Consider the following 12,609-nt stretch of genomic DNA (forward strand, 5'->3'; position numbering starts at 1 on the left):
AAAGACGCTTATGATAACGCTTTCATTTATAGTAAAAAGAGAAAGGCTGTATTAAGCAAGCCTTTCTCTCTTTTTATTAGGATAATACTTTCATGACATTTTTGACAGATTCAACTGATTTATTCAGCTGCGCTCTTTCATAGTCTGTCAGTTCAAGTTCAATGATTTGCTCAAGACCGTTGCCGCCTACAATTGTAGGAACACCAAGATAGATGCCTTCATAGCCGTATTCCCCTTCAAGATAAGCAATTGTAGGAAGGACGCGGCGCTGATCCTTCAAGATCGCTTCGACCATTTCTGTCAGAGAAGCCGCAGGCGCATAATACGCGCTTCCGTTTCCAAGAAGATTCACGATTTCGCCTCCTCCTTTTCTAGTGCGCTCCACAATTGCGTCAATCCGTTCTTTCGGAATAAGAGTTTCAAGCGGGATACCGCCAGCATAAGAATAACGCACAAGCGGCACCATATCGTCACCGTGTCCGCCGAGTACGAAACCAGTCACATCTTTCACTGACAGGTTTAATTCCTCTGCCACAAATGTTCTGAATCTTGCCGTATCAAGCACACCGGACTGGCCGATTACACGCTCTTTAGGGAAGCCTGATTCTTTGTACACCGCGTATGTCATTGCATCAACAGGATTTGTCAGCACCACAATAATAGAGTCAGGAGAATATTTCACGATTTCCCGCGTAACGCTTCTCATAATCTTTTCGTTTGTAGAGACCAGATCATCTCTGCTCATACCAGGTTTTCTTGCGATACCGGCTGTAATGACAACAATGTCAGAGCCAGCTGTATCTTCGTAATTGGATGTTCCCGTAATTTTTGCGTCAAAGCCTTGAACCGGGCTTGCTTCAAGCATATCAAGCGCTTTTCCCTTTGTCGGGTTCTCCAATTGCGGAATGTCAACAAGAACAACGTCTGCCAGCTCTTTTTGAGCGATTAAAAATGCAGTTGTAGCTCCGGTAAAACCTGCTCCGATAACAGAAACTTTTTTACGAGTATTTCCCATGTCTCTCTTCTCCTTTATGGCTAGTTTTAGGCTTTTTCCTTGCTTAGTCCATGTTTTTGATCAGTTCTTCTCCGAACTCTGAACATTTCACTTCAGTCGCCCCGTCCATTAATCTAGCAAAATCGTAAGTTACGACTTTGGAAGCGATTGTTTTTTCCATAGATTTGATAACCAAATCAGCCGCTTCGTTCCATCCTAAATGCTCAAGAAGCAGAACGCCTGAAAGAATAACTGAAGATGGGTTTACTTTATCAAGGCCTGCATATTTAGGAGCCGTTCCGTGCGTCGCCTCGAAAATCGCATGTCCTGTTTCGTAGTTGATGTTCGCTCCAGGAGCAATGCCGATTCCGCCGACTTGCGCAGCAAGAGCATCAGAAATGTAATCTCCGTTCAAGTTCATTGTCGCAACGACATCAAACTCGTTTGGACGCGTTAAGATCTGCTGAAGGAAAATGTCAGCAATGCTGTCTTTGATAATGATTTTTCCTGCTGCTTCCGCTTCGCTTTGCGCTTTGTTGGCAGCGTCTTTTCCTTCTTCTTCAGCAATGCGGTCATATTGAGCCCATGTGAAGACTTTATCTCCGTATTCTTTTTCAGCAAGTTCATAGCCCCAGTTTTTGAAGGCGCCTTCTGTGAACTTCATGATGTTTCCTTTGTGAACAAGCGTTACAGATTTGCGGCCATGCTCGATCGCATAATCAATGGCAGCTCTGACCAAGCGGCTTGTTCCTTCTTCTGAAACAGGCTTAATGCCGATACCTGATGTCTCAGGGAAACGGATTTTGTTGACGTTTAACTCATTTTGAAGGAAGCTGATAAGCTTTTGCACTTCTTCAGAGCCTTTTGCATACTCGATGCCTGCGTAAATATCTTCTGTATTTTCACGGAAGATGACCATATCAGTATCTTCAGGGCGTTTTACCGGTGACGGCACTCCAGTAAAGTATCTTACAGGTCTTAAGCAGACGAATAGGTCAAGCTCTTGTCTGAGCGCTACGTTCAAAGAACGGATACCGCCGCCGACAGGTGTCGTTAACGGGCCTTTAATCGCGATGAAATATTCGCGGATCACATCTAATGTTTCAGCAGGGAGCCACTCACCTGTTTTATTATAAGCCTTTTCTCCAGCGTAAACTTCTTTCCATGTAATTTTCTTTTCGCCTTTGTATGCTTTTTCTACTGCTGCTTCCAAAACCTTCGAAGCCGCGTTCCAAATATCAGGACCGGTTCCGTCTCCTTCGATAAATGGGATAATCGGGTTGTTTGGTACGTTTAATACTCCGTTAGAGACTGTAATTTTTTCACCTTGTGCCACAATAAAAACCTCCCAGTATGTAATTCATATTTAGAAAACATTTTATTTTTCTTATATAGAAAATAAAATGATTTTTCCTAACATTCAATTTAAAGTGTAACCCAATTTTGATGTTCTGAACAAGAGGCTAACCTCATTGACGCAAGCCAGCCTCCAATGGTTCTTTAGGCTCTTTCTTCAATCGGAACGAATTTTTGTTTGTCAGGGCCTGTGTAATCTGCCCGCGGGCGGATCAGACGGTTGTTGTCATACTGCTCAAGAATATGAGCGAGCCAGCCGGACATTCTGCTTACAGCAAAAATCGGTGTAAACAAATCATGGTCAATACCGAGGCTGTGATATACAGAAGCCGAATAGAAATCAACGTTAGGCGGAAGCTTTTTCTCTGATGTGACGATGTCTTCTATACGAATGGACATCTCATACCATTTGCTTTCGCCTGTCAGGTTGGTCAGGCGCTTGCTCATTTCTTTCAGATGCTTCGCGCGCGGATCACCATGCTTATACACACGGTGGCCGAATCCCATGATTTTTTCTTTCTTTTCAAGTTTAGCGCGGATGTACGGCTCAGCGTTTTCCACTTCACCGATTTCTGTCAGCATTTTCATAACGCCTTCATTCGCTCCGCCGTGAAGAGGCCCTTTCAGCGCGCCGATTGCTGCAGTAATGCCTGAATAGATGTCAGAAAGTGTTGCGACGCAGACCCTCGCTGTGAACGTTGACGCGTTCAGCTCATGGTCAGCATGTAAAATCAATGCTTTGTTGAAGGCTTCAACCTCAATTGGTGAAGGCTCTTCACCGTTTAATGTGTAAAGAAAATTCTCCGCAATACCGTAATCTTCTCTCGGTTCAACAGGCTCAAGACCCTTGCGAATTCTGGAAAACGCTGCAACCAGGCCAGGCACCTTTGCCTGAAGGCGGATCGCCTTTCTGTAGTTGGCTTCCGGGTTCATGGTATCAGCCTCGCTGTCAAGCAGGCCTAGTAATGAAATTGCTGTCCGAAGAGCAGCCATGGGATGAACATTTTCGAGGGAATAAGATTTGAAGTGCTCAATAATTTCTTGCGGAACGGCAGCTTCCTTTGCAAGCTGCTGCTTTAACTCTTCAAGCTCTTTTTTGTTTGGCAGCCTTAGATGCCAAAGCAAGTAGATGATTTCTTCAAAACTTGCATTCTCTGTCAAATCATCGATATCATACCCCACATATGTAAGGGTATCATCAATAATAGAACTAACAGATGATGTTGTTGCTACAACCCCTTCAAGACCGCGTGTCGCTGTCATATATAACATCTCCTTTTCAATAAATTTCCCCTTTAAGAGTGTTGTAAAAACATGAGGCTTACTTAAAAAGCACGATGCAAGTATTTCTCTCCCCCAAAAAGAAAATGCTTACATTTTACTGGCTGCTGGAACTAAAACCCTTTGCTTATGAAAGAACATAACAAATTCTTATAAGCTTATTTAAGTTTAAGCCTATTCTCATTATAAACAATAATCAGACATTTGTTAAATGTTTACCTATAATTTTTTTTTTCATTCTGTGATTTCCCCGAAAAAACGCCTTTATTTGCGGGTTTTTGCATACAAAAAAAAGCGGCTTTAAGGCCGCTTTTTGTTATGAAGTGAACAGTTTTACGATCTGCATGGCTAAATAAGCAATCCCCGCTCCGATCAGCGGTCCCACCGCAACTCCTCCAAAAAGCGTGACTGCAAGAATGGTCCCGATCACGAGAGCAGTTGTAATATGCGGATCATTTTCAAGCAGGGTCAGGCCGTTTTTTGCAATCAGGGCCACTGCGATTCCCGCTCCAAGAGCGATCCATGCGTAGGAAGACCGCATTGCTTCTCCAAGCTGCTTAAATCCGATTTCTCCCGTGGCAATCGGGACAAGAACGGCGATGGTAATAATGGTCACACCCCAGTTAATGCCTTTTGACTGGATGGTCGGAAATAATTTCTGATCAAGCCCTAGGATTTTGATGATCAAAAGGACGGATACAGCAAAGAGCAATGATTGGTTTTTTGCGATAAGTGCGATAGCCAAGAGTAAAATTAAAAATAAATTCGCTTGTGTAAACACATGCCATCCCTCCTTTAAGATGAATGTATTCATATTCAGCAACAGCGTGAATACATATAAAAAATAGGACATGCTGACGAGAGGAGGACCGTTTTCGTGAATCAATCTTATATCACTATTTTTTTCAGAACCCTCTTTGTCATATCAATGACCGCAGGGTCGATAGCTGCGGCCTATTATTCGTTTCCGTTAACTTATCCGTTCCTGATCGCCCTTATTCTTTCATCGGTGATTCATCCTGTTGTCGATTATTTGGACAAAGTGACAGGATTCCCCCGAACGATAAATGTTCTGGGCGTTCTTGCTTTTTTTCTGCTCGCAGCCTTCGGCGTGCTCACCATTCTGGTAGCCGAAATCGTAACGGGAACAGCCTATCTAGCAAAAACGCTGCCTCCGCATATCAGCACGTTTATTTCATATTGCGAAAAATTGTTTACCACTCATATTCAGCCGCTCTATAACGAGTTAACTCTTTTGTTTCAAGAATTGGAAACGAACCAGCAGGCTTCCATCGTCACTCATATCCAGACACTCGGTGATTCGGCCGCTAAAAATGCCGGGCTCCTGCTGTCCCACATTCTAGAGATGATCCCGAGATTTTTCGCTCTTCTTCCCAATACGGCGGCGGTTCTGATTTTTTCTCTTCTGGCAACCTTTTTTATGACAAAGGATTGGCATAAGCTGAAAGCCATGCTTGTTTTAATTCTGCCGGATCGTGTGACAGCTAACAGCAAAGCAATCAGCAGCGAATTAAAAAAAGCAATGACTGGTTTTATCAAAGCACAAGCCGTCCTCGTTTTCATCACGATGGTGATTGTATTTATCGGCCTTTCTCTCTTAAAGGTTGAACACGCCGCAACAATTGCTTTTTTAATCGGGCTTGTAGATCTTCTCCCTTACTTAGGTGCCGGCTCAGTATTTGTGCCCTGGATTTTGTATTTATCGATTACGGGCCAGCTGCCCCAAGCGATCGGAATTGGTATCCTGTACCTCGTCGTTCTTATTCAGCGGCAGCTGACAGAGCCCAAGATACTAAGTAAATCTATCGGGATCGATCCGCTGGCAACGCTCATCGCCCTGTTTGCCGGCTTTAAATTATTCGGGTTTTTAGGACTGATTGCGGGACCGGCTGTACTCGTCATCATCCAAGCTTTCATCACAACAGGCGCATTAAAAGAAATATGGTCCTATATCACCGTTCAGCAAAAATAAAACGGCAGCCGTTTTTTTCATGGCTGCCGTTTTTTATTTGATGATGATCCGCTTATTCTTCGACATTCCTCTCAGCCATTTGAACAGAATCGGCTTACACCAGCCGCGGGTAAACGGGATAAGAAGACAGGCGCCGGCCAAATCTGATAAAAAGCCCGGAAGCATCAGCAATAGACCGCCAATGAAAATGCACAGACCGTCAGCAATCGCTTCCCCCGGCATTTTGCCATATTGAAGATCACGCTGAACCTTATAATACACTTCGGTTCCTTGTTTTTTTGCAGCTGCTGCGCCGATAATGCCCGTCAGAATCATGAATAGAACTGTCGGTAAAATGCCAATCAGCTTGCCTAAAAATAGGAATATGCCGATTTCTATTGCCGGAAACACAATAAAAAGCAAAAACAAAAATCTCATATCCAAGCCCCCCACACGTGTAACACGTTCTGTTCAACAAAAGGCATGATAAAGAGAAAAGGAAGGGATTCCCCTTCCGTTTTCACCTGTAATTAAAGAACGCTCGCACGGCCTTGATAGACTGCACCTCTGGAAGCGTCAACTGTAATATCCTGGCCATCTGTCAAAATAGATGTCGCATTTTCCAGACCCACGATAACCGGGATGCCAAGGCTTAATCCGACTACCGCCGCATGGCTAGTCAAACCGCCTTCTTCTGTAATAAGAGCAGACGCTTTTTCAAGGGATGTAATCATATCACGGTCAGTGCTTTTGGTAACAAGTACCGCACCGTCAGTCATTTTTTGCTCAGCTTCTTTTGCATTTTGTGCAACGACAACCGGACCGTAAGCTGATTTGCGTCCAATGCCTTGGCCTTTAGCGATGATATCGCCGACAGTATGAACCTTCATTAAATTCGTAGTGCCGGACTCACCGACAGTGCCTGCTGTAATAACGATAAGATCGCCGTGTTTTACAATTCCGCTGTTCAATGATTTTTGGACAGCATCCTCAAGCATCTCATCTGTTGAGCTCGCATTTTGGCCGCTTTCCGCGAATACGCCAGATACGAGGGCAAGCTTTCTGGAAATAGAGTCATTTACAGTAACCGCAACAATCGGAGCCTGCGGACGGTATTTTGCAATCATACGTGCTGTATGGCCGCTTTCTGTCGGCGTTACGATCGCAGCAGCATTCAGGTTAATCGCCGTATGCGCGACAGATTGTCCAATTGCGTCTGTAATTGTCATGCCCACTTGATCTCTGCGTTTTGAGAGAATTTCTTTATAATTTAAAGCTTCTTCAGAACGGGACGCGATGTTATGCATTGTTTGAACTGCTTCAACCGGATAGCTTCCGGCAGCAGTTTCACCAGATAGCATGATCGCATCTGTTCCGTCGAAGATCGCGTTTGCAACGTCACTTGCTTCCGCACGAGTCGGACGCGGGTTGCGCTGCATGCTGTCAAGCATTTGTGTCGCTGTAATAACAGGTTTGCCCAGCGCGTTGCATTTTTTGATCAGTTCTTTTTGCACAAGCGGCACTTCTTCAGCTGGAATTTCCACACCTAAGTCTCCGCGTGCAACCATTAAGCCGTCAGACACTTCGAGAATCGCATCGATGTTGTCAACGCCCTCTTGGTTTTCGATTTTAGGGATGATTTGAATATCCTGAGCGTTATGCTCTTCAAGAAGCTCACGGATTTCGAGCACATCCGTAGAACGTCGAATGAAAGATGGTGCGATGAAGTCTACTCCTTGCTCAATACCGAAAACGATATCTCGCGCATCCTTTTCAGTAATACCCGGAAGATTGACACTTACGCCCGGTACGTTAACACCTTTTTTATTTTTGAGTGTTCCGTTGTTTAATACTTTTGTTTTGATTTCGCGTTTAGCGGCATCTACATCAAGTACCTCAAGACCGATAAGGCCGTCATCTAACAGAATCGTTGAACCTTGTTCAACGTCATGGACTAAACCTTCATATGTCACTGAAATTTTATCTGTTGTTCCTACAACCTCGTCCATTGAAATAATGAGCTCTTTGCCTGTTTCAAGCTCAATACCGCCATTTTCCATTGTATGTGTGCGGATTTCAGGACCTTTTGTATCAAGCAGAATTCCAACGTTCTTGCCAAGTTTTTTGCTTGCTTCGCGGATATTTTTAATTCTTGCACCGTGCTCCTCAAAATCTCCGTGAGAAAAGTTTAATCGAGCCACGTTCATTCCTGACTCCATTAATTTCGTAAGCATTTCAATACTTTCACTTGCCGGACCGATGGTACAAACAATTTTAGTTTTTCTCATTTGGTTCACTTCCTTCTGAAATCTTCAGCCTTCAGCTGTACATTAGATAGACAGTTCTTTTGAAAGCTGATACATGTTTTGCTCAACTGTGTGTTTTGTCTCAAGTATTTCTATAATATCATGGTCTACAAGCTTATTGTTTTGTATACCTACACAGCGTCCGCCTTTTCCTTCAAGCAGCAGTTCAACTGCATATGCGCCGAGACGGCTTGCTAACACACGGTCAGCAGCACTCGGAGAACCTCCGCGCTGGATATGGCCCAATACAGATACCCTAGTTTCAAGATTTGTTTCTTCTTCAATGCGTTTCCCGAATTCAACACCGCTGCCTACACCTTCGGCAACAATAATAATACTGTGCTTCTTGCCGCGTTCGTGGCCGCGTTTTAAGCGGGCAATGATTTCGTGCATGTCATAGTCTGCCTCAGGGATTAAGATCGATTCCGCGCCCCCTGCAAGACCGGCCCACAATGCGATATCGCCGGCATGACGGCCCATTACTTCGATTACATATGTACGTTCATGAGAAGTCGCTGTATCGCGAATCTTATCAATTGCGTCAATTACTGTATTTAAAGCTGTATCGAAACCGATTGTAAAATCAGTGCCCGGAATGTCATTATCAATTGTACCCGGTACACCTACACATGGAAACCCGTGTTCCGTTAATTTTTTCGCACCCATATAGGAACCGTCTCCGCCGATAACAACAAGGCCTTCAATACCAAGCTTCTTCAAGTTTTCTATCCCTTTTTCACGGCCTTCAACTGTTTTGAATTCAGGACATCTTGCCGTATAAAGCTTAGTTCCTCCACGATGTATAATATCGCCTACTGATCCAAGTTCAAGCTTTTCAATCTTTCCGCTGATCAATCCCGCGTATCCGTTGTAAATACCGTAAACTTCAACGTCATGATAGATCGCTTTTCTGACTACTGCGCGAACTGCTGCGTTCATTCCCGGGGAATCCCCGCCGCTCGTTAATACCCCTATACGTTTCATTCTCCATTCACCTCAGCAACATATATGATTAAACATAACATGATCATTGCCCTAAAAACAATGAAAAGGGATCTCCATCCTCCCTATGAAACCTTACCTATTATACAATTAAATAAATTGTTTTTAAATAAAATTTAAGGAATGTCACAAAAAATAAACGTGAGCCAAAGGCTTCACGTTTATTTAGTTTACCCCGATATATTGATCTTCAACCGAGACTTTGCCAATTGCTTTATATTTTTCATAGCGCTGCTGAACTAATTCTTCTTCGCTCAGCTTCAGTAAAGTTTTTAACGATTGTTTAAGGGTTTCGTCCATATAGCTTGCCTGCAGCTTCACATCATGGTGCGCTCCGCCTTTTACTTCTTTAATCATATGATCTATAATACCTAATTCTTTTAAATCCGGCGCAGTGATTTTCATTGTTTCTGCTGCTTTTTTAGCAAGACTGGAGTCCTTCCATAAAAGTGCCGCGGCACCTTCCGGAGAAATAACAGAATAAGTAGAGTTTTCCAGCATATGCAAGTGATTGCCCACACCCAGACCAAGGGCTCCGCCGCTTCCGCCTTCACCAATGACGATGCAGATAACAGGCACTCGAAGGCCGGCCATCTCAAACAGGTTTTTGGCAATAGCTTCACTTTGTCCTCTTTCTTCAGCTGCTCGTCCAGGGTATGCCCCCTTCGTATCAATAAAACAGATAATTGGTCTGTTAAATTTGTCAGCCTGTTTCATCAGACGAAGCGCTTTTCTGTAGCCTTCTGGATGCGGCATCCCAAAATTGCGGACTAGGTTTTCCTTCGTGTCTTTGCCGCGCTGATGCCCGATTACCGTTACAGGGAGGCCGTGGAACTTCGCAATCCCGCCGACAATGGCTTCATCGTCCCCGTACGCTCTGTCTCCGTGACATTCAAAAAAGTCGGTAAACAGGTGTTCGATATAATCAAGAGTTGTCGGACGGTCCGCCAGACGCGCGATTTGAACCCGGTCCCACGGCTTCAAATTTTTGTAAATATCATCCTGAAGCTTAGCGAGACGGTCTTCGAGCCGTTCGATTTCCGCACTTAGATCCATATCGGAATCTTGGGTGAATTTTTTTAGTTCGGCGATTTTGGTTTGCAGTTCAATCACCGGTTTTTCAAATTCTAATCTTGGAGCCACTCAATGTCACCTCCTGTTTGATGCATATCCAGCAGATTTTCTAACGTTTTTTTCATATCGTCGCGATGAATAACCGCATCAAGCTGTCCATGTTTTAATAAAAACTCAGCCGTTTGGAAGTCCTCAGGCAGTTTTTCTCCTATTGTCTGTTCAATAATCCGTCTTCCAGCAAAACCGATCAGCGCGCCAGGCTCAGCGAAATTGTAATCGCCAAGGGATGCAAAGCTTGCTGATACGCCCCCGGTAGTCGGATGCGTCATTACTGAAATAATAAGACCCTGTTCTTCACTGAACAGTTTTAACGCAGAGCTTGTCTTTGCCATCTGCATCAAACTTAATACGCCTTCCTGCATTCTAGCACCGCCTGAAGCCGTAAAAATAATAAACGGAACTTTATCAGCTTTTGCTTTTTCAATCGCAAGCGTGATTTTTTCACCGACGACTGAACCCATGCTGCCCATTCTGAATGAAGAGTCCATGACGGCGACAACAGCCGGGTGTCCGCCGATGGTGCCCTTGCCTGTCACAACAGCCTCGTTTAAGGATGTTTTCTCGCGATCTTTTTCAAGCTTTTCCAGATATCCCGGGAAACCAAGCGGATTTTCCGAGAGCATTCCCTGATTAAATTCCTCAAAGGATTGTTCATCCATCAAGCTTTCGATACGCTGTTTTGCGTTCATTGGGAAATGATAATCGCAGTTCATGCATACCCGCATATTTTTATCCAACTCTTTAGTGAGCATGATTTTTTTACACTTAGGACATTTTGTCATAATGCCTTCCGGAACATCGTGCTTCGCTTGATCAGACGGTACGGAAGCATACTTTTTCTTTTTCGTGAATATATCCTTTAACAAATGATTACCTCCCTTTTGTGAAGGGTTCTCTTCACCGCATGTCATCAAACAGATAGACTTGCTAATAACTTTACCGAAACTATTGTACTTTTTTTGTCAAACGCTGTCATCCTCAATTCGACAACTTTTTATTCGATGACGTGCTCGGAAAGGCTTGTATGAAATCAGATAAGGTGTTGAAACGACAAGGTTGACAGCGTATTCAAAAATAATGTTAAACCCGGCTGAAATTTTTTTAAGGCTAACCCCCTAAAAAAATTTCAGCCGTCAGTTTAACTTGAGAACAGCGCGTCGGTCTCCGCCAACGCGCTGCCATTTTTGGAATGAATTAAAATTATTCACCAATAATCGTAAGTTTTCTTGTTTTTTCTGCGACTTCCTCAGGGTCAACAGTGATTCTTGCAACACCTGTTTCCATCGCAGCTTTTGCCACAGCCTTCGCAACAGCAGGCGCAACACGTTTATCAAACGGTGCAGGGATGACATAGTCTGCGCTAAGCTCATCTTCTGAAACCAGTGAAGCAATGGCTTCAACCGCTGCGATTTTCATTTCCTCGTTAATATGAGTGGCACGCACATCAAGCGCTCCGCGGAAAATACCTGGGAATGCAAGAACATTGTTTACTTGGTTCGGGAAGTCAGAACGGCCAGTTCCGATAACGCTTGCTCCGGCTTCACGCGCATCTTCCGGCATGATTTCCGGATTTGGATTTGCCATTGCAAAGATAATTGGATCTTTTGCCATGCTTTGAACCATTTCTTTTGTTAACGCGCCTGCTACAGAGACACCGATAAATACGTCAGCATCAACGATGACATCTTTCAGAGAACCGTCTTTGCGATCTTGGTTCGTGAACTTCGCCACTTCATTTTTGACATCGTTCATGCCGTTCGGGCGCCCTTCATAAATGGCCCCTTTGGAATCGCACATCACAATGTCGCGAACGCCATAATGATGAAGAAGCTTGATAATCGCAATGCCAGCCGCACCCGCGCCGTTTGCGACAACTTTAATGGATGACATGGATTTTCCAGACAGTTTCAGCGCGTTCACAAGACCTGCTACGGTTACAATGGCAGTACCGTGCTGATCATCATGGAAAACCGGGATGTTTGTTTCTTTTTTGAGGCGCTCTTCAATGATAAAGCAATTTGGCGCTGCAATATCTTCAAGGTTGACGCCGCCAAATGTCGGTTCCAGCAATTTTACAGTTTCAACGATTTTATCAACATCGTTTGTGTTTAAAGCAATCGGGAACGCATCTACGCCCGCAAAGCTTTTGAAAAGAACTGCTTTCCCTTCCATAACAGGAAGCGCCGCTTCAGGGCCGATGTTTCCAAGGCCAAGCACAGCTGTACCGTCAGTTACAACTGCTACCATGTTCCCCTTCATTGTATAATCATATACTTTGTTAATGTCTTCATGAATATCCTTACACGGTTCTGCAACACCCGGAGAATACGCGAGGCTTAAATCTTTCGCATTTCTGACCTCTACTTTTGATTTAGACTCCAGTTTCCCCTGGTTGACTTTATGCAGGTGTAATGCTTCTTCTCTTAATGACATTCTCCTAAACACTCCTTATGGATATTTTTTGATTCGTATACTGCTGCGTTGATTGCTGCATTCTGCGGAGTAAATCTATCTGAATATTTAAACAGGATCACATAATTGCTCCAATTGTATAACAAAAAGCG

The 12,609-nt window shown here is 44.0% G+C and carries 11 protein-coding genes; 1 reads left to right on the plus strand and 10 read right to left on the minus strand.

The window, feature by feature from the left end; genetic code table 11:
* Window positions 1–76 precede the first annotated feature (76 nt).
* The 4 genes from mdh to MHI44_RS05160 all read right to left on the minus strand — a co-directional run bounded on the left by mdh (window position 77) and on the right by MHI44_RS05160 (window position 4,412).
* The gene (mdh, locus tag MHI44_RS05145) at window positions 77–1,015 is read right to left on the minus strand and encodes a malate dehydrogenase (RefSeq protein ID WP_003237775.1); all 939 of its coding nucleotides are present in this window, start codon (window positions 1,013–1,015) and stop codon (window positions 77–79) included.
* Between the two features lie 43 nt (window positions 1,016–1,058).
* A complete protein-coding gene (gene icd / locus MHI44_RS05150; RefSeq protein WP_014477637.1) occupies window positions 1,059–2,330 on the minus strand; it encodes an NADP-dependent isocitrate dehydrogenase in 1,272 nt (423 codons plus the stop codon).
* Window positions 2,331–2,494: 164 nt separating this feature from the next.
* Window positions 2,495–3,613 (minus strand): citrate synthase, encoded by a 1,119-nt coding sequence (gene citZ, locus MHI44_RS05155; protein WP_004398810.1) that lies wholly within the window; start codon window positions 3,611–3,613, stop codon window positions 2,495–2,497.
* 334 nt (window positions 3,614–3,947) lie between these two features.
* Window positions 3,948–4,412: a DUF441 domain-containing protein gene (locus MHI44_RS05160; RefSeq protein WP_339203034.1), complete on the minus strand. Its 465-nt coding sequence runs from the start codon at window positions 4,410–4,412 to the stop codon at window positions 3,948–3,950.
* 96 nt (window positions 4,413–4,508) lie between these two features.
* Between MHI44_RS05160 and ytvI the strand changes: the two genes are divergently transcribed.
* Window positions 4,509–5,624 carry a sporulation integral membrane protein YtvI gene (gene ytvI, locus MHI44_RS05165; protein ID WP_004399115.1) on the plus strand — a complete coding sequence of 372 codons (1,116 nt, stop codon included), beginning with the start codon at window positions 4,509–4,511 and terminating at the stop codon, window positions 5,622–5,624.
* 33 nt (window positions 5,625–5,657) lie between these two features.
* Here the strand turns inward: ytvI and MHI44_RS05170 are convergent, their stop codons facing one another.
* From MHI44_RS05170 to maeB, 6 genes are all read right to left on the minus strand, one after another.
* On the minus strand, window positions 5,658–6,041 hold the full coding sequence (locus tag MHI44_RS05170) for an FxsA family protein (RefSeq protein WP_015251477.1): 384 nt from the start codon (window positions 6,039–6,041) through the stop codon (window positions 5,658–5,660).
* Window positions 6,042–6,133: 92 nt separating this feature from the next.
* Entirely contained in the window at window positions 6,134–7,891 is a 1,758-nt protein-coding gene (pyk, locus tag MHI44_RS05175) for a pyruvate kinase (RefSeq protein ID WP_024573339.1), read from the minus strand.
* A gap of 42 nt (window positions 7,892–7,933) precedes the next feature.
* Complete coding sequence (gene pfkA / locus MHI44_RS05180) at window positions 7,934–8,893, minus strand: 6-phosphofructokinase (RefSeq protein WP_003237788.1); 960 nt, start codon at window positions 8,891–8,893, stop codon at window positions 7,934–7,936.
* Between the two features lie 183 nt (window positions 8,894–9,076).
* Window positions 9,077–10,054, minus strand: a complete 978-nt coding sequence (gene accA, locus MHI44_RS05185) for an acetyl-CoA carboxylase carboxyl transferase subunit alpha (RefSeq protein WP_003229417.1) — start codon at window positions 10,052–10,054, stop codon at window positions 9,077–9,079.
* Window positions 10,039–10,911, minus strand: coding sequence for an acetyl-CoA carboxylase, carboxyltransferase subunit beta (gene accD / locus MHI44_RS05190; protein ID WP_003223544.1), 873 nt, complete (start codon window positions 10,909–10,911; stop codon window positions 10,039–10,041). Before accD ends, accA begins: the two co-directional genes overlap by 16 nt.
* A gap of 334 nt (window positions 10,912–11,245) precedes the next feature.
* Complete coding sequence (gene maeB / locus MHI44_RS05195; RefSeq protein WP_014664951.1) at window positions 11,246–12,478, minus strand: NADP-dependent malic enzyme; 1,233 nt, start codon at window positions 12,476–12,478, stop codon at window positions 11,246–11,248.
* Window positions 12,479–12,609 lie beyond the last annotated feature (131 nt).

Origin of the sequence: Bacillus sp. FSL K6-1366 (assembly GCF_037976695.1) — a bacterium.
Lineage (GTDB): Bacteria > Bacillota > Bacilli > Bacillales > Bacillaceae > Bacillus > Bacillus subtilis.

Excerpts from the sequence above, each read along its gene's own strand:
- pyk (WP_024573339.1), bottom strand. The coding sequence starts at position 7,891 with ATGAGAAAAACTAAAATTGTTTGTACCATCGGTCCGGCAAGTGAAAGT.
- pfkA (WP_003237788.1), bottom strand. The coding sequence starts at position 8,893 with ATGAAACGTATAGGGGTATTAACGAGCGGCGGGGATTCCCCGGGAATG.
- maeB (WP_014664951.1), bottom strand. The coding sequence starts at position 12,478 with ATGTCATTAAGAGAAGAAGCATTACACCTGCATAAAGTCAACCAGGGG.
- mdh (WP_003237775.1), bottom strand. The coding sequence starts at position 1,015 with ATGGGAAATACTCGTAAAAAAGTTTCTGTTATCGGAGCAGGTTTTACC.
- MHI44_RS05170 (WP_015251477.1), bottom strand. The coding sequence starts at position 6,041 with ATGAGATTTTTGTTTTTGCTTTTTATTGTGTTTCCGGCAATAGAAATC.
- citZ (WP_004398810.1), bottom strand. The coding sequence starts at position 3,613 with ATGACAGCGACACGCGGTCTTGAAGGGGTTGTAGCAACAACATCATCT.